This window comes from Corynebacterium sp., assembly GCF_030535495.1.
Taxonomy (GTDB): Bacteria; Actinomycetota; Actinomycetes; order Mycobacteriales; family Mycobacteriaceae; genus Corynebacterium.
Genome location: NZ_JAUNRW010000002.1, coordinates 39,047 through 55,989, shown reverse-complemented (window position 1 = coordinate 55,989; position 16,943 = coordinate 39,047). Strand labels below are relative to the sequence as shown.

The window sequence follows — 16,943 nt, the reverse complement described above, 5'->3', positions numbered from 1 at the left end:
GGGCCCCACGGGCTGTTCTTCCGGAGACGCTCCCCGGTGATGGCCGGATCATGGCGTGTTGCCCGCCGGAAAGACGGGACAGACATCGGCGATTATACACGGTAGCCGTACTGTCGCCGCGTCAGGCGGCGGACCATGATGAGACACAGGATGAGCGTCACCGCCGCCTGGATCGGCCAGCCGATCCACAGCGCGATGACCTGGGCGTTGGTGGGCATGCTCAGCCACATACCGACGGCGATGATGACCACGATGACCAGTGCCAGCAGGGGCCCGAGATACTTCCAGCCACCCTTGCCCTGTTCCGCCTTCGCCTGATCACCCCAGTTGTCCGTGTTCACCCGGGAGAGGAATCGCGTCCAGGCACGGAGGAAGTGGCCTATCTTGATCCACATGTAGATTTCCGCCGGGAAGAACAACAGGGCGAAGAGGATGTCCTTGGTGGTCCGATTCTCCATGGTCAGTGCCACGCGCAGGTTGAGCAGGGTCGCCAGCACCGGCGGAATGAGCCACCACCACTGGAAGCTGAAGGCACCGATGGACAGCGAGGCCAAGAGCAGCAGGACGAAGCCGACACGGACGACGAAGTTGAGGAGCATCTCGATGTTTTCGTACCAGCGCAGCCGCAGGTTGGGATGGAACGGTTGGCCGCGGAGGTTTCCACGCTCCCCGGGCCACATGAGGTCGATCGCCCCGTAGTTCCACTTGACCTGCTGGGCGTCCAGGGCCCGAAGAGTGGTCATTCCGCCGACGTCGGCGCGCGCGGTGCTGGAGATCTTCGTCAGATAGCCGGCCGACCGGATCTGCAGGCTGAGCAGCGAATCCTCCACCTCCGAATCGTTGACCCAGGGTGTCTTCTGGTTGTAGGACTGCTTGACATGGCGCAGGGCGCGCGCGGAGAAGATGGAACACTGCCCTCCGAGCACCGCCATGTTGCGGCCGCGGCACAGGTTGAGCAGTGTGAAGGAGGCGAACTGCGCACGCTGACCGACGACGAGGAAGTTGGCGATCGGCCCTCGGTGCCCGTGGGTGTCGATACTGTAGATGGCGCTGACACCACCGATGCGTGAGTCCGACTCCGCCTCCGCCAGCAGACGTTCGAAGGCCTTGGGATGCGGGGTGGTGTCACCGTCGACGCCGATGACGTAGTCGACGTCCTCCCCGAGCAGATCGAATCCGTAGTTCAGGGCACCGACCTTGCGGTCGGCCATGCGGCCGACGTCGTGGATGAAGATCTCGGTCGACTGCTGTACGCCGCGGTAGTCGATGTCGTGACGTCCGCAGTACTCACGGGCGATCCAGTAGGTGTCGTCCGTGGTGTTGTTCACCACGACGTGGACGACGTCGGGAAGCCGCGACTGCGCCAGGACGGATTCCAGGACCGCCGCGATGGTGGATTCCTCGTTGTAGGCGGGAATGATGCAGGCCACGATCGAGGGCGCACGGTACACCTCCACCTCGGCTGCGCGTTGGGGGGCATAGGTGAGGAAGTGATTGTCCGGGTCGATGGTGCTCACGTCGGTCGAGGGAGCGGTGGTGTCGGGAGTGGTCATGCCAGAAAGATATGCCGCAGAACACATTTCGGGGAGGAAACTAGTACGGGGAAAACTACGGGAGTCTTCCCCACTACCGGGACCGCTACCGGTTTCCCCGGGTTTCCCTTGCGCCGCGCATGACCAGTGGCTGTACTACCCCTAAGAACCAACCGTTGCCCTGATGGGAGACCCATGAACCGCCTACGATTCGCCTGCCTCGCGCTCGCGGTGTGCATGCCGTTGTCGGCGTGCTCCACCCCGGAGATCTCGTCGCTGATGCGCAGTGCCTTCCCCGTCCCGGCCCTGTCCACCCCGGTGGACGGCGTCGACACCCAGGTAGCGGCCATCCCCCGGGAGCGCCCCACCTTCAGCTTGCCGACGTTTCCGGAGCCGGTTCTGCCCCCACCGCCCACCGAGGTCATCACCGACGTCTCAGGACATGAGCTGCGGGTGAGCACCTGGACGGACGTCCCGAACCTCGACTCCCCCATCGCCATGATCCGGGTGTCGCTGGTGCCGCGCTCGACTGACCGAGTCACGCTGACCACCCTGACGGTCTACGCCCAGCCCGTCAACAACGCTCTCGAGCCGACAGGCGATATGAGCGTGCTTTCCGACGGCAGCCAGGATCTCAGCGGCTACTCCGTCACGGAACCGTCCTCGTTCATCGACGCCCTGCAGCTGCCGCGCGCTGCGGACGACACCGCCGGGTGGGTGCTCACCGTCATCACCAGGGTGACCGGCACCAACGACTACGGCAGCGTCGTCCACGGCAGTCGGGCGCTGGAACTGTGGGTGGCCGCCGACTAGTTCAGCGACAAGCCGTCCCGGACGAGGCGGCGCAGCTCAACGCGGGACGAGAGATTGAGCTTGTGGGTCGCGTTGTAGACGTGATACTCCACGGTGCGCACGGACAGGAACAGCTGCTCCGCCATCTCCTGGTTGCTCAGCCCCTGACCCACCAGGTAGGAGATCTCTCTTTCGCGGGCAGTGAGCTGGGTGAAATCGAAAAGCGGCGACGCCGGAGAAGCGACCGGGCTCGCCTCCGGGGCTTCGGTGGCCAACGCCTCGTCCAGATCATGGATCATCCCGAGCAGGGGCAGCGCACCGACCCGCAGGGCCAGCAACCGGGCCGCGTCGAGGGCGGCCCGCAGCCCCGTCACCTCGGGCTCACGGCTACCGGCCAGCCAGGCACGGGCGGCATCGAGAGCCACCATCGCCACGATGAGTCGGCCCGCCCGCACGGACTCGGCGTGGGCGGCAAAGCGGCCGTGGAGGGCCATGAGGTCCTGGAAGGCCCGGTCCGCCCTGCCCTGCGCCAGATCGAGCAGCGCCCGGGAGTGTGCGTCCACGTAAGCGCTGACCTCGGGTTCCACCCACAAGGCTGACAATCCAGAGGCGACCAGGGCCGCGGCGTCGTCCATCCGATCGGCCGCGATGAGCGCCCGCACCATCCCTGCCACAGCGGCCGGACCGGCGAAAGTCCACAGCAGTGAATTGAACTGGAAACCGGGGTAGGCCGCCACCACCGTCGGCGCGATGGTGTCTTCATCACCGGTCAACTGCCAGGTCCACACCAGAGCCCAGAGCGATTCCGCCGCGGCATAGGCGGCCAGCTGCTGGTCCTCCACTGAGTCGATGATCCGGCGGTGTGCCTGCGCCTCCGTCACGTCGCCCCGCCCGGAGTGCACGGCCCCCAGAGTGGCATAGGCGGCCAGCGGCGCGGGGTCGGAGAGGATGTCGAGGGCGTCTCCCAGGCCGGAGCGCAGGAGTTGGACGACGTCGTCCCACTGCCCGTTCTCGAAGTAGATGTGGGAGAGCGCGATCCGGGACTGCATCTGCCAGTTGACGTGACCTTTCGGCGCCAGTGCCGCGGCCTCCAGATCCTTCCGTCCTTCTTCGAACAGCCCCACGTTGCAGGCGATCGATCCGCGCGCCGACAGCAGGGACAGCTGTGCGTCCCGCGTATCAGGGAAGGTCGCGAGTCCGTCGACGATCTCCTGGAGTGTGCTCATCGACGCGAGCGTGTGCTCCGGGGAGGTGTGTGAGGTCTCGACGAACTTCCGGATCAACGCCGCCAGGATCGCCGCTTCCCTGGCCACCTCATCGCTTCCTGTGTCGGCGAGGGAATCGAGATCCGCCAGGACCCCCGCCGTCATGGGGATGATGAGATCGAAACGGAAGTACGCGGACATGACGCGGACGAACTCGGTGGCGGCATAACCGCGCAAGAGGCGGTCGGTGATCGCTTCGTCGGCGTGGTCGAGGGAGGCGATCTCGCCGAAGTGCTCGGCCACCGCAGTGGCGTCATCGAGAGCGGCGGCAATGAGGGTCTGGCACGCACCCCGCAGCAGGGGGAAGGGAACCCGTCCGAGGTGAGGTTGCAGGTAGGTCAGTTCGGACACCATCCCGCCCCGGACCGCCGCCAGGTACGTCAGGCGCAGGGAGTCGACGTCCCGAACCGTGTCGAGGAGTCGGCGGGCCAGGCCGACGGCCTGGCGGTACCGCCCCGCCGCCAGTTCGGCCTCCCCTGCGGCGCGCAGTTCCTGCGCCAGGGGCGCGATGTTGTCGTCTGCGGCGCGAATCCGGTGATACAACGCCTCCTCACCCGAGAGCACCTCCCCCAGCACGCGGTGGATATCACGGGTGTAGTCGCTCGGCAGCGTCTCACGCAAAGCGGCGGCCACCAGTGCATTGCGGGGACGGATCACTCCACCCGACGTGATGCTCAGGGCGGGGCAGTTGGCCCGCAGCTCCCTCATGGCCGGCACGGTCTGACCCCACAGGTCGAGGACCTGCTGCAGCTCATGGCTGTGGAGACCGACCTCGGCCACACAGACGACCTCCACGGCCCTGCGCGTCGCCGCACTGGTGTCCTCCCACCAGTCGGCGATGCCCTCCAACAGACCTCCTCCTGCGGAGGTGACGTCGCCCAACAGAGTGCCGTCTCCCCGGACCATCCGCTCTGCGATGAGGCCGACATGCAGGGGGATCCCGTCGGTGAGTTCGAGGATGCGGCTGACCACGCGGTCGGAGGCGTCGAGACGGAAGCGCCGATCGAGCAGCTGGCGGATGTCCTCGCGGGTGAAGGGCTGCAGATCAATGATCGCGCCGAGCGTGTGATCGGAGAGCTGGCGGGTGAGTCGCTGGACCAGAAAATTGTCGCACGGACGGAAGGCCACCACGACGGTCACCGGATAGTCCACCAGTTGGCGCAGCGTACGCCACAGGATCCGGGAGGAGAGCTCGTCGATCCAGTGGGCGTCGTCGATAAGCAGCACCTGGGGACCACGGGAACTCAGCGCGGTGGCCAGATCGCGTGCCATCGCGGGCTCGGAACCGGCATCCGTCCATGCCACGCCCAGCAGTTCCGCCAGCTTATCCGCAGCGTAACCGGGGATGTCGGCGTCGAGCGCATCGACATCCAGCGTCAGTGACAGTCCGGTGAAGGAGTCCCGGCAGGCGGCCAGCAGGAATGTCTTGCCATGTCCGGCATTGGCGCGGACCAGGACGACTTTCAGCCGCTTCTCCGCCTGGCTGCTGTCGGCAATATCCCCGAACTCGGTGACGTATTCCAGACGTTGCACTTGTGAGCCTTCCAGGCGGGTAGTTGGTTGTACAAAACTTACCGCGCCCTACCCGGAGAAGCAGAAAAACCGGTGGGGGTAACGCGGATGCGCTACCCCCACCGGGTGGAGAACACTGTCGTTAGTTCTGCTTACCTGCGTCGGCACTCGGCGCCGCGGAACCACGGGACTCGAGCTCCTGCAGCTGGGACTCCAGCAGCGTCTTCAGGCGGGTGCGGTACTCACGCTCGTAGGTGCGCAGCTCCGCGATACGGGTCTCCAGGGCAGTCTGCTGCTGCTTGACGGTCGCCATGATCTCGGTGTGCTTGCGCTCGGCGTCGGCCTGGAGGGCGTTGGCCTTCTCCTCTGCCTGGCGGATCTGCGCCTCAGCGCGGGAGTTCGCCTGGTTGGTGGTCTCCTCGGCGCGCTTCTCGGCATCGGCGACGAGGGACTTGGCGCGGGTGTCGGCCTCAGTGACCTGCTGCTCGGCGCGCTTCTGGGCGTCGGCGAGCTGGGACTGGGACTTCTGGTCGGCCTCGGAGATCTGGGCCTCGGCGGCAGCGCGTGCCTCGTCCAGCATGGACTTGGACTCGGCCTGGGCCTCGGAGGTGAGGCGATCAGCCATCTCCTGGGCCAGGCCCAGGACCTTGGCGGCCTGCATGTGGGTATCCGCGGTGGCGGGGGCGGCATCCTTCGGCACGGCCACGGCGGCTGCCTTCTGGGGCTGCTGCGCCGGCTGGGCGGCGGCCTGCTTCTTGGCGGCCTCCAGGTCGGTCTTGGCCTTCTGCAGATCAGCCTTGGCGGTCTTCGCCTCGGCCTCGGCCTTCTCGGTGGCCTTGCGGGACTCGCTCAGCTTGGCCTCGTACTCCTTACGGACCTTCTCCTCGATCTCCTTGCGGAGGGCCGCCTCGTCGACGTCATCGCGCGCGGCGGCCGGGGCTGCCGCACCGCCCTCCTCGAGGCGGGAGCGAAGATCGTCGTTGTCGTCCTGCAGCTGGGCGAGAGTGTCTTCGACGAGGTCGAGGAACTGGTCGACCTCATCCTCGTTGTAACCCCGCTTGCCGATCGGCGGCTTACTGAAAGCGACGTTGTGCACATCAGCTGGTGTCAGCGGCATTGGCGTTCCCTTCGAGTGTGTGGTGGCCCGGTAGGCCTGCGCGGTGCGACCCGCGTGTATGCATTTCGTTTAATCGTACGTTGAGTGCTTGGTCAAGTGTAACCCCGGGTGGGGCGGCGGAGACCACGGACACACTAATTCTTTACCGGAGCTTCAACCTTCCGGCCACCCGTCACCGGAAAACGGACAGGACGACGACCTGCAGAACGGAGAGGATGATGAACAGGACGATGACGGACATGTCCAGCGCGACCCCACCCATACGCAGGGGCGGGATGACCTTCCGCAGCGCCTTGACCGGCGGATCCGTGACCACGAACAGAGGCTCGGCGACATAGATGAACCAGCGCGGCGGCTGGAAATTGCGCGAGAAGGACTGGATCATCTCAATGACGATGCGCGCGATGAGGACGAGTGTGAACACCCGCAGGATGACGTACAGGACAGTTCCGAGAAGACTCACGCCCACCGAGCCTAGTGCCTGGGCAGACAAAAAAGGTAGACACCCGCCGGAGCGGGGTGCCTACCTGAGTCCAGCTGCGTTCCGAATCAGCGCAGCTTCGCGGAACGCTCGAACTCCGCCTGGGAGAAGTCGGCGCCCTCGGGGACGATGGCGAAGACCTGACGATCGGTGTCCACGTTCTTGGACACGTTGACCATGCGGCCGCGCAGGGCGTAGCAGAGGCCGGCAGCGAAATCGACGATGCGCTTGTTCTCACCCGGCTCCATGCGGGTCATGTCGAAGACCACGGCATCTCCGTCACGGAAGGGCTCACCGATCCGGGCGGCCTCGCTGTAGGAGGAGACCTCGACGGCGACGAGCTTCGCGGCGGGCTCGTAGCGGGGGCGCTCCTCGCGGTCGTAGTCGTAGCTGTACTCACGGGAAGGTGCGTAGGCGGCGGAACCGCTGGAGCGGTAGCGCGGCTCCTCGCGGTCGTAGTCGTAGTAGGCGTCCTCGTGCTCCATGTCGATCGGAGTCAGACCGAAGAACTCCTTGGCGTTCCGGATGATAGACATATGGTTCCTCTCCCGTTGTTGCAGCTGGCGCGGGGGTTATTGTCGGTAACTGTGCTTTTACGCTAGTGGGCGCTGACCCATCACATCGGTACCGACACGCACGATGTCGGTGCCCTGCGCGATGGCGATTTCCAGGTCGGCGGACATGCCGGCCGACAGCTCCATTCCGGCGCTGAGTTCACGCGCGCGGGCGAACACCCCGGCCGGATCCACGCCCAGCGGCGGCACCACCATGAGGCCTCGCAGTTCGAGGTGCTCGGCGGCCTGCACGACGTCGATGAGCTCGGGAAGCTCCTCCTCCGTCACTCCCCCGCGGGCGGTGTCGCCGTCGGCGGACAGCTGCAGATAGACGGGCAGGGAGGTGGTGCGGTCGCCGCGTTCCAGGGCCAGCGCGACCCCGCGGTCAAGGGCCTGCGCCAGGCGCACGGAATCCAGGGAGTGGACACTCGCGGCCCACCGTGCCACGGAGTTCGCCTTCTTCGTCTGGATCTGGCCGATCATGTGGACGCGCATCCCCGGCACCGCCTCCGCCTTGGCCCGCGCCTCCTGCTCGCGGTTCTCCGCGACATCGGTGACGCCGAGCTCCAGCAGCAGCTCCAGGTCGGAGGCGGGGTGGAACTTGGTCACGGGCAGCAGGCGGACGGGGCGGGTGCCCGCGGCGGCGTCGATACGCGCCCGGGTGGCGGCGAGATTGGTCCGCAGTTCCTCGAGGCGACTCACGGCAGCCACACCAACCCCGCCTGGCGACCGGTGGTGCCCTCGCGGCGGTAGGAGAAGAAGTCCTCGTCCTCGATGGTGCACCGCGGATCGGCCTCGATGGTGGTCACACCCAGGCTCATGAGCTGGCGGACCAGGCCGGCGCGGACGTCGATACCCGGGGTGCCCTTCTCCGTGCGGGTCGTCGATCCGGGAAGATGCTTATCGACGTCCGCCGCCATCTCCGCGGGCACCTCATAGTGCCGCCCGGAGGCCGCCGGACCCAGCACCACCTGAATGCTCTCCGGCCTGGCACCGAGTTCGAGCATCGTCTCGACGGTGCGCCGCACGATTCCGTTGCGCGCCCCCATGCGCCCGGCGTGGGCGGCCGCCACGACGCCGTGGACATGATCCGCCAGCAGTACCGGCACGCAGTCGGCGACCAGGACGGCCAGCGCCAGCCTGCGCTGCGTGGTCACGAGGGCGTCGGTGGCCTCGACCGGATCATCCTGCGGGCCCTCGACGACGGTGACGTTGTGGGAGTGGATCTGTTCCATCCACACCACGTGCTCGAGCTCGAGGACGCGGGCCAGACGCTCACGGTTGGCGGCGACAGCGGCGGGATCATCCCCGACATGATCACCGAGATTGAAGGAGTCATAGGGAGACGACGACACCCCGCCCGCACGGGTGGTGAACACCATGCGGACGGGGCGGGGGGCCTCGTTGGCGCTGCGTAGGGACATGCCCTAGAGGTTAGCGCAGGAAGTCAGGCACATCGAGATCGTCATCGCGGGTCGGGCGCTGCTCACGGGAGGAGGTGAACAGACCGGAGCGCTCCTCGCGGTGGTGGTGGCGTCCGGCCTCCTCCTCGCGCTCCTCGAAGAGGCTGCCGCGCTGGGCGGGCTCCTCCATCGGCGACGGGGCAGGCGTCGGGGTGACGGCGGCCGGAGCGTTGTTCTTCGCGGCATCGAAACCGGTGGCGATGATGGTCACGCGGACCTCGTCGCCGAGGTTGTCGTCGATGATCGTGCCGAAGATGATGTTGGCGTCCTCGTCGGCCTTCTCCTGGACGATGGTGGCCGCCTCGTTGACCTCCATGAGGCCGAGGTCGGAGGCACCGGCCACGGAGAGCAGCAGGCCCTTCGCGCCTTCCATGGTGGATTCGAGCAGCGGGGAGTTGATGGCCTGCAGGGTGGCGGTCATGACGCGGTCGTCGCCACGCGAGGAACCGACGCCCATGAGGGCGGAGCCGGCGTCGGACATGACGGAGCGGACGTCGGCGAAGTCGACGTTGATGACACCCGGGGTGACGATGAGGTTGGTGATGCCCTGGACACCGTTGTGCAGGACCTCATCGGCGGCGCGGAAGGCCTCCATCATGGACAGGGAGGCGTCGCCGAGCTGGAGCAGGCGGTCATTCGGGATGACGATGAGGGTGTCACAGACCTGGCGCAGCTCCTCGATGCCGGACTCGGCCTGGCGGGTACGGCGCGGGCCCTCGAACTTGAAGGGCTTGGTGACGACACCGACGGTCAGGGCACCCAGCTTCTTCGCGATACCCGCGACGACCGGGGCGGCACCGGTGCCGGTGCCACCGCCCTCACCGGCGGTGACGAAGACCATGTCGGCCCCCTTGAGGGTCTCCTCGATCTCGGACTTGTGGTCCTCGGCGGAGGTGCGGCCCACGTCCGGGTTGGCTCCGGCGCCGAGGCCGCGGGTGGCCTCGCGGCCGATGTCGAGCTTGGTGTCGGCGTCAGAGAAGAGCAGGGCCTGGGAGTCGGTGTTGATGGCGACGAACTCGACACCCTTGAGGCCCTCTTCGATCATGCGGTTGACGGCGTTGACTCCGCCGCCGCCGACGCCGACGACCTTGATGACGGCGAGGTAGTTGTTCGGTGAGGTCATAGGTTCTGGCCGCGCCTTTCGGGAAGTGTGTGATCTGTAACGAGGTTGTCTCCATCATGGGCGACGGAGGAGAACTTTTCGCGCACATTTCGGGGCGTGTCGATACCCTCAACCTCAGGTTTAACGTACGGTCACCATGGACGGATTCGACACATTCCAGTGCCCACCCTCACGCTGGACCGCGGTCTGCACGGCCAACGCCTTGTCATGATTCTCCTCCGAGGCACCCCAGAAGATGGTGCGCCCGTCATGGAGGCGCAGCTCCAGCTCGTACTCCCCCGGCACATCCACCGACGCCACCAGAGCGCGCACCGGATCGGACAACGCCGTGAGGGCATCCGCCACCCCGGCCAGGGTCTGTGCATCCTGACGCTGCGCACCCGTCACCTCGACCGCACCTTCCGGGGGCACGTCGATGACGAAGGGACGACCCTCCGTGTCGATGAGATGCTCCCCGTCGTCCTCGCTGCTGAACATGAGGACCTCCCTTTCGGTGACCTCCACCGCCAACGTCGACGGCCACTGCCGCGAGACCGTGGCGCTGCGGACCCACGGGAGATCCACGACCCCGCGGGCCGCCTGCCCGGCGTCGACACGCACGAGGTTGTCCCCTTCCCGCACACCCGTGGCCTCGACCACGTACTCGTCCGGCGAGTTGAGGTTGCCGGAGATCTCGAAGGAGCTCACCCGCAGGACGGGGAACGCCCACAGCACGCCGGCGGCGATGAGCAACGTCGCCAGGACCGCCCCGATGACGGTGAAGACTTTTCGTCGTGACATCTACTCGTCCAGCGCCGCGAGGATCTCTCCGGCGAGCAGCGTGATGTCGCCGGCACCCATGGTGAGCACGAGGTCCCCCGGGCGCACCAGCTCGCGGATGGTCTGCGGGGCGTGGGAGAAGTCGGGCTCGTAGACCACCTCGGTGGTCACGGCGTCGGTGATGATGCGGGAGCTGACCCCCTCCACCGGCTTCTCCCGGGCACCGTAGATGTCGAGCACGACGGCCGCGTCCGCCAGCGACAGCGCCGCGGCGAACTCCTCCGCGAACTCGATGGTGCGCGAGTACAGGTGCGGCTGGAAGGCCACGACGACGCGGGCCCCCTCCCCCTCGGCCTCCACCTTCTGGCGGGCGGCCTGCAGGACGGCGGTCACCTCGGTCGGATGGTGCGCGTAGTCGTCGAAGACCCGGACCCCGCCGGCGGTGCCCCGGTACTCGAAGCGACGGCGCACGCCGTTGAAGTCGCTGAGGCCCTCGGCCAGGCGCTCCAGATCGCCGCCGGCCAGATGGGCGGCCAAGAGCGCGGCGGCGCCGTTGAGCACCATGTGCTGGCCGGGGATCTGGAGGGTGACGGTGAGGTCGCGGTCGTCGATACGCAGGACAGCGGTGGAACCGACCTCGGTGACCTCGGTGGACAGCACCTCCGCCCCCAGGGGGATCTCCGGGTGCAGGGCCGCGGCGTCGGTCGTGCCGTAGCCGAGCACGCTGACCCCGCGCCTCAGGCTGCGCTCACCGAGGGCGGCCGCGTGAATGTCGTCGAGGCACACCACCAGGTGGCCGTCGGAGGTGATGCGGTCGGCGAAGTCATCGAAGACCTGGTGGTAGGCCTGCGCGGTGCCGAAGTAGTCGAGATGATCGGGCTCGATGTTGGTCACCACGGCGATGTCGGGCGAGTAGCGCAGCAGCGAGGCGTCCGATTCGTCGGCCTCGGCGACGAAGGCGTCCCCCGTGCCGTGGTGGGCGTTGGTGCCGGAGCGGTTGAGCTGGCCGCCGATGGAGAAGCTGGGGTCCAGGCCCGCGGTCTGCATCGCCGCCACCGCCATGGAGGTGGTGGAGGTCTTGCCGTGGGTGCCCGCGAACAGCACCTGGCGGTGGCCCTCCATGAGCTCGCCGAGCAGGTCGGAGCGGCGGATGACCGGGATGCCCTCATCCTGGGCGCGCTGCAGCTCCGGGTTGTCCTGCGGGATCGCCGCGAACGACACGACGACCACGGTGGGCAGCTTGCCGGAGAGCATGAGGTTCTCCGCCGCGTGCCCGACCGCCACGTGGGCGCCGTTCGAGCGCAGGGCGCGGACCGGACGCGAATCCTTCACGTCCGAGCCGGTGACCACGAAGCCCCGGTCCAGCAGGATCCGTGCCACGCCGGACATGCCGGAGCCGCCGATGCCGATGAGGTGGACGCGGGAGAGGTCGACGGTCACGGATACTCCTGAAGAGACGGGAACAGGTGGACAGAGGTCTTACTGTAGCGCCGCCACCACCGCGTCGGCGAGCAGTGCGGCGGTGTCGCCGGCGGCGTGGTCACGGGCGGCGGCACGCATGGTGGCCAGCAGCTCGTCGTCGCCGAGAATCGCCTGCACCTCAGCGACGAGGCGCCCGGAATCCAGCTCGGCGTCATCGATGAGGCGGGCGGCCCCGGCCGCGACGACGCTGCTGGCGTTGAGCGCCTGCTCACCGTTGCCGTGCGGCAGCGGGACGTAGACGGCCGGGATGCCGGAGGCGGTGACCTCGGCGACCGTCATCGCGCCCGAGCGGCAGACGATGAGGTCCGCGACGGCGTAGGCGGCGGCCATGTCGTCGATGTAGGGCAGCGCGACATAGTGCTCGTGCTCGGCGGGGGCGGTGTTGCGCTTGCCGTAGGCGTGGATCACCTGGAAGTCCTCGGTGAGCTTATCGACGCCCCCGGCCACCGCCGTGTTCAGGTTCACCGCGCCCTGCGAGCCGCCGGTGATCAGCAGGGTCTTCCGGTGCCCCAGGCCCCAGGTCTCCCGCGCGCGGGCGGCGGCTGCGGCACGGTCGGCGTCCCGCAGATCCGCGCGGACGGGGACCCCGACGACCTCACCCGGCATGCCGGAGTCGGCGACGGCGTTGAAGCTGGTGCCACCCAGGCGCTGGCCGAGCTTGTTGGCCATCCCCGCGCGGGCGTTGGCCTCGTGGACGAGGAAGGGCATGCGCAGGGAGCGGGCGGCCAGGTAGGCGGGGGCGGACACGTAGCCGCCGAAACCGATGAGTACGTCGGCCTCCCGCAGCACCGCGCGGGCCTGGCGCACGGCGGTGATGATCCGGAACGGCAGCTTGAGCAGGTCGACGCTGGGGCGGCGCGGCACCGGCACCGGGTCGATGAGCCGGAGATCGAATCCCCGGGCCGGCACCAGGTCACGCTCGAGTCCCCGCGGGGTACCCAGCGCCGTGACCTGTGCGCCGTGGCGCTCGACGAGCGCCTCAGCGACGGCCAGAGCGGGTTCGATGTGACCGGCGGTACCACCACCGGCGACGACGACGCGCAGTGGCTTGTTCGATGCGGTCATGAATCACCGTCTCCTGTCGGGGTGGGGCTGTCTTCTCTTTGTGACGCTACCAGTGACCGGCGCGCCGAAGCGCTCCCGCGAGGTCGGGCGGCGCACGGAGGCGCGGCGCACGGCCGGCTCGGGCAGCATGAACACCCGGTCGAAGAGCGGGCGACCGTAGGACTGCATCGCGGAGATCGCCTCGGGCTCATGGCGTGCGACGGAGGCGAGCAGACCCATGGACCCGAGGGTGATGATCGTGGAGGTACCACCCGCGGAGATCATCGGAAGCTGGATACCGGTCACCGGCAGCAGGCCGACGACGTAGCCGATGTTGATGAACGCCTGGGAGACGACACCGGCGGTCAGTGCTCCGGCCAGCAGCGCCTGGAACTGGTTCTGCGCCCGGAAGGCCGTGCGGATGCCGAAGTACCCCAGCGCCGCGAACAGGCCGATGACCAGGGCTCCGCCCCACAGGCCGAGTTCCTCGCCGATGATGGCGAAGATGAAGTCGTTCTTGGCCTCCGGGAGGTAGAACCACTTGGCGCGGGACTGTCCCACGCCGACGCCGGCCACTGAGCCGTCGGCCAGGGACAAAAAGCCCTGGTAGGACTGGAAGGCCACGCCCTGGGTGTCGTCGAAGCGGCCGAAGAGGGCGTCGAAGTAGACGTGGAAGCGGTTCGAGCGGAAACCGCCGCTGAACAGCATCCAGGCGGCGAAGGCCCCGGCCGCGAGGAAGGCGGCGAGGATGAGGCGGATGTCCACGCCCGCGAAGAACAGGGTGAACAGGACCACGACGCCGAAGTTGACGGCCATGCCGAAGTCGCCCTGCACCGCGATGAGCCCCGCCATGAGGGTGGCCACCGCGGTGTAGATGACAAAGGGGCTGCGCATGCTGGATCCGGTGTGGCGCTTGTCCGCCAGGTAGGCGGCACCCCACACGGCGATGGCGACCTTGGCAATCTCGGAGGGCTGGAAGCGGACGGGGCCGAGGACGATCCACGACTGCGAACCCACCTCGAGGCGGCCGGTGCCGATGCCCGGGATGAGCACCGCGATGAGCAGCACGATCGCGATGACCAGCAGCCAGGGGGTCAGTCTGCGGACGGTGTCGGGGCGCAGGCGGAGGGCGAACCAGAAGGCGACGAGTCCGGCGACGATCATCATGAACTGGCGCACGGCCTGGTTCCACACGGTCGCCCCCTCGAGGACGGACCAGGTCATCGTCGAGGACATGACCATGACCGCGCCGATGCCCACCAGGAGGAAGACGACGGAGCGGATCATGAAGTAGTCGAATCCGGCGCGGGAGTCGAGCATGCGGTGCCATTCGGCGCGCCAGCGGGTGAAGGTTCCGGAGTTCGAGGAGGTGGATGTGCTCATGTCAGCCTTTCTGCCGCCGCGGCGAACAGGTCGCCGCGTTGGGCCATGCCGGTGAACATGTCGAGGGAGGCCGCCGCCGGGGCCAGCAGCACCGTGTCTCCGGGCGCGGCAATGTCAGCGGCCCACGTGACCAGTTCGCTCATGGCCGCCTCCGGGTCGGTGACGGTGGTGGTGTGCACGGGGACGTCCGGCGCGTGCTCAGCGAGGGCCGCGGCGATGAGCGGGGCGTCGGTGCCCAGCAGCCCGACGGCCCGCAGGCGGTGTGCGTGGGTGCGGACGAGGGGGCCGATGTCGGCTCCCTTGAGCTGGCCTCCGGCGATCCAGATGACATCCTGCAGACCCGCGAGCGCGGCGTCGGCGGCGTGCGGGTTGGTGGCCTTGGAGTTGTCGATGTAGTCCACTCCCCCGGCCTGCGCCACCGTCTGGCCGCGGTGTCCGTCGACCTGGAAGGTGGCCAGTGCGGCGGCGATGTGCTCCGGCTGCGCGCCCTGACTGCGGGCGACGGCGGCGGCCGCCAGCGCATCAAGCACTCCGGCGGGACCGGCGGGCTGGATACCGGCGACCGGGGCCAGCACGACGGGGGTGTCGCCGGTGTTGTCCACCAGCTGGCCGCCGATGACGCCGAACTGTCCCAGCCCGGGCTCCCCGAGGGTGAAACCGATGTAGTCGTCGACTCCGGCGCGTTCCAGTGCGGCGCGCACCTCGGGGTCGTCGACACCGGCGACGGCCACCGGTCCCCGCAGGGCCCGGGTCTTGTCGTCGGCGTAGGCGGTGAAGGACCCGTGCCAGTCGATGTGGTCCTCGGCCAGGTTGAGCAGCACCCCGGCGTCCGGGGTGAGCTCGGAGGACCAGTGCAGCTGGAAGGAGGACAGTTCCGCGACGAGGACGTCGACGCGATGGCTGTCGACGAGCGCGTCCGCCACCGACACCCCGATGTTGCCGACGGCCGCGGCGCGGGGTTCCAGCTGCTGCATCATGGCGGCCAGCATGGCGGTGGTGGTGGTCTTGCCGTTGGTACCGGTGACCACCAGCCACGTGCGCGGGGCACCGAAGGTGCCCGCCCGGTCGAGGCGGTAGGCGAGCTCGACGTCGCCGATGACCTCGAGGCCGGCGGCGGCGGCGTCGATAAGCAGGGGGTTGTCGGGGCGCCAGCCCGGGGAGGTGATGACGACCTCGAACTCGGCGAGGCGGCCGCGGGCCTCCGCGGTGGTGATGCCCGCGCCGGAGTCGTCGGCGACGACCACGGACACACCGAGATCGTCGAGCAGGCGGGCGATTCCGCGACCGGAGACTCCGGCGCCGGCGATCAGGGCGGTTCCGGTGATCATTGCAGGCTCACTCCTGTGGCTGTCAGCCATTCGGCGTAGAAGATGGACACTCCCAGCATCACGGCCATGGCGGCGATGAGCCAGAAGCGGATGACGACGGTGGTCTCGGGCCACCCGCCGTTCTCGAAATGGTGGTGGAAGGGGGCCATGCGGAAGAAGCGCTTGCCCGAGGTGCGGAAGACGATCACCTGGATGACGACGGAGGCGGCTTCGATGACGAAGAGGGCGCCGATGATGATCATGAGCAGCTCGGTCCGGGAGGCCACGGACAGACCGGCGACGAGGCCACCGAGGGCCAGGGAACCGGTGTCACCCATGAAGATCTTGGCCGGGGCGGCGTTCCACCACAGGAAACCGAGGCAGGCACCCAGGCCCGCGGCCGCCAGCACGGCCAGGTCCAGCGGGTCACGCACGGAGTAGCAGCCCGGTTCCACGGACTGGGTGCACGAGTTGCGGAACTGCCAGAAGGTGATGAGGGCATAGCCGCCCATGACGAAGGCGGTGGTGCCGGCGGCGAGGCCGTCGAGACCGTCGGTGAGGTTGACGGCGTTCGACCAGGCGGCGATGAGGATGTACATGAACAGCAGGAACACCACGATGCCGATGATCGAACCGCCGAAGGCGATGTCGAAGGTGTCGATGTCACGGACAAACGACAGGTGCGTCGAGCCCGGGGTCAGCCCCTGTTCATCGGGGAACCACAGGATGAGCAGACCGAAGCCGACGGCCAGCACGAGCTGACCGACCAGTTTCGCCGTCTTGTTGAGGCCGAGGTTGCGGGCCCGGAAGAGTTTGATGAAGTCATCGGCGAAACCGAGGGCACCGAGTCCCAGGGTGAGGCCCAGCACCAGCAGACCCGAGACGGTGAAGCCGCCGGAGCCGCTGACCATTCCGTAGATGCCCACGGCGAGGTAGCCGACGACGATGCCGGCGATGATGGCGATGCCGCCCATCGTCGGGGTGCCGCGCTTGCGCAGGTGGGACTTCGGGCCCTCCTCGCGGATCTCCTGCCCCAGGCCCTCGGCGGAGAAGCGCCGGATGAGCACCGGGGTGGTGAAGATGGCGACGAGGAAGCTGACGGTTCCTGCGATGATGATCTGTGTCACGT

15 protein-coding genes are annotated in these 16,943 nt (G+C 67.9%); 1 reads left to right on the top strand and 14 read right to left on the bottom strand.

The window, feature by feature from the left end; all coding sequences use genetic code 11:
• Positions 1-92: 92 nt before the first annotated feature.
• Positions 93-1,553 (bottom strand): glycosyltransferase family 2 protein, encoded by a 1,461-nt coding sequence (locus Q4F73_RS00685; RefSeq protein ID WP_303357419.1) that lies wholly within the window; start codon positions 1,551-1,553, stop codon positions 93-95.
• 174 nt (positions 1,554-1,727) lie between these two features.
• Here Q4F73_RS00685 and Q4F73_RS00680 point away from each other — a divergent pair, with 174 nt between their 5' ends.
• Positions 1,728-2,345, top strand: coding sequence for a hypothetical protein (locus tag Q4F73_RS00680; protein WP_303357418.1), 618 nt, complete (start codon positions 1,728-1,730; stop codon positions 2,343-2,345).
• Here Q4F73_RS00680 and Q4F73_RS00675 read toward each other — a convergent pair.
• From Q4F73_RS00675 to mraY, 13 genes are all read right to left on the bottom strand, one after another.
• On the bottom strand, positions 2,342-5,122 hold the full coding sequence (locus tag Q4F73_RS00675) for a LuxR family transcriptional regulator (protein ID WP_303357417.1): 2,781 nt from the start codon (positions 5,120-5,122) through the stop codon (positions 2,342-2,344). The two genes, Q4F73_RS00680 and Q4F73_RS00675, sit on opposite strands and share 4 nt — an antisense overlap.
• Before the next feature lie 121 nt (positions 5,123-5,243).
• Positions 5,244-6,218, bottom strand: coding sequence for a DivIVA domain-containing protein (locus Q4F73_RS00670; protein ID WP_303357416.1), 975 nt, complete (start codon positions 6,216-6,218; stop codon positions 5,244-5,246).
• 172 nt (positions 6,219-6,390) lie between these two features.
• The gene (locus Q4F73_RS00665; RefSeq protein WP_303357415.1) at positions 6,391-6,681 is read right to left on the bottom strand and encodes a YggT family protein; all 291 of its coding nucleotides are present in this window, start codon (positions 6,679-6,681) and stop codon (positions 6,391-6,393) included.
• An 86-nt stretch (positions 6,682-6,767) separates the two neighbouring features.
• The gene (locus Q4F73_RS00660) at positions 6,768-7,235 is read right to left on the bottom strand and encodes a cell division protein SepF (RefSeq protein ID WP_303357414.1); all 468 of its coding nucleotides are present in this window, start codon (positions 7,233-7,235) and stop codon (positions 6,768-6,770) included.
• A gap of 57 nt (positions 7,236-7,292) precedes the next feature.
• Positions 7,293-7,955, bottom strand: coding sequence for a YggS family pyridoxal phosphate-dependent enzyme (locus Q4F73_RS00655; RefSeq protein ID WP_303357435.1), 663 nt, complete (start codon positions 7,953-7,955; stop codon positions 7,293-7,295).
• Positions 7,952-8,677 carry a peptidoglycan editing factor PgeF gene (gene pgeF / locus Q4F73_RS00650; RefSeq protein ID WP_303357413.1) on the bottom strand — a complete coding sequence of 242 codons (726 nt, stop codon included), beginning with the start codon at positions 8,675-8,677 and terminating at the stop codon, positions 7,952-7,954. Before pgeF ends, Q4F73_RS00655 begins: the two co-directional genes overlap by 4 nt.
• Positions 8,678-8,687: 10 nt before the next feature.
• On the bottom strand, positions 8,688-9,839 hold the full coding sequence (gene ftsZ, locus Q4F73_RS00645) for a cell division protein FtsZ (protein ID WP_303357412.1): 1,152 nt from the start codon (positions 9,837-9,839) through the stop codon (positions 8,688-8,690).
• A gap of 120 nt (positions 9,840-9,959) precedes the next feature.
• Positions 9,960-10,619 (bottom strand): cell division protein FtsQ/DivIB, encoded by a 660-nt coding sequence (locus Q4F73_RS00640; RefSeq protein ID WP_303357411.1) that lies wholly within the window; start codon positions 10,617-10,619, stop codon positions 9,960-9,962.
• Positions 10,620-12,038 carry a UDP-N-acetylmuramate--L-alanine ligase gene (gene murC, locus Q4F73_RS00635; protein WP_303357410.1) on the bottom strand — a complete coding sequence of 473 codons (1,419 nt, stop codon included), beginning with the start codon at positions 12,036-12,038 and terminating at the stop codon, positions 10,620-10,622.
• Positions 12,039-12,077: 39 nt separating this feature from the next.
• Positions 12,078-13,145 (bottom strand): undecaprenyldiphospho-muramoylpentapeptide beta-N-acetylglucosaminyltransferase, encoded by a 1,068-nt coding sequence (gene murG, locus Q4F73_RS00630; protein WP_303357409.1) that lies wholly within the window; start codon positions 13,143-13,145, stop codon positions 12,078-12,080.
• Between the two features lie 3 nt (positions 13,146-13,148).
• Positions 13,149-14,507: an FtsW/RodA/SpoVE family cell cycle protein gene (locus tag Q4F73_RS00625; RefSeq protein ID WP_303357408.1), complete on the bottom strand. Its 1,359-nt coding sequence runs from the start codon at positions 14,505-14,507 to the stop codon at positions 13,149-13,151.
• Positions 14,504-15,865, bottom strand: coding sequence for a UDP-N-acetylmuramoyl-L-alanine--D-glutamate ligase (murD, locus tag Q4F73_RS00620; protein WP_303357407.1), 1,362 nt, complete (start codon positions 15,863-15,865; stop codon positions 14,504-14,506). Before murD ends, Q4F73_RS00625 begins: the two co-directional genes overlap by 4 nt.
• The gene (gene mraY / locus Q4F73_RS00615; protein WP_303357406.1) at positions 15,832-16,941 is read right to left on the bottom strand and encodes a phospho-N-acetylmuramoyl-pentapeptide-transferase; all 1,110 of its coding nucleotides are present in this window, start codon (positions 16,939-16,941) and stop codon (positions 15,832-15,834) included. Before mraY ends, murD begins: the two co-directional genes overlap by 34 nt.
• Between the last annotated feature and the right edge of the window lie 2 nt (positions 16,942-16,943).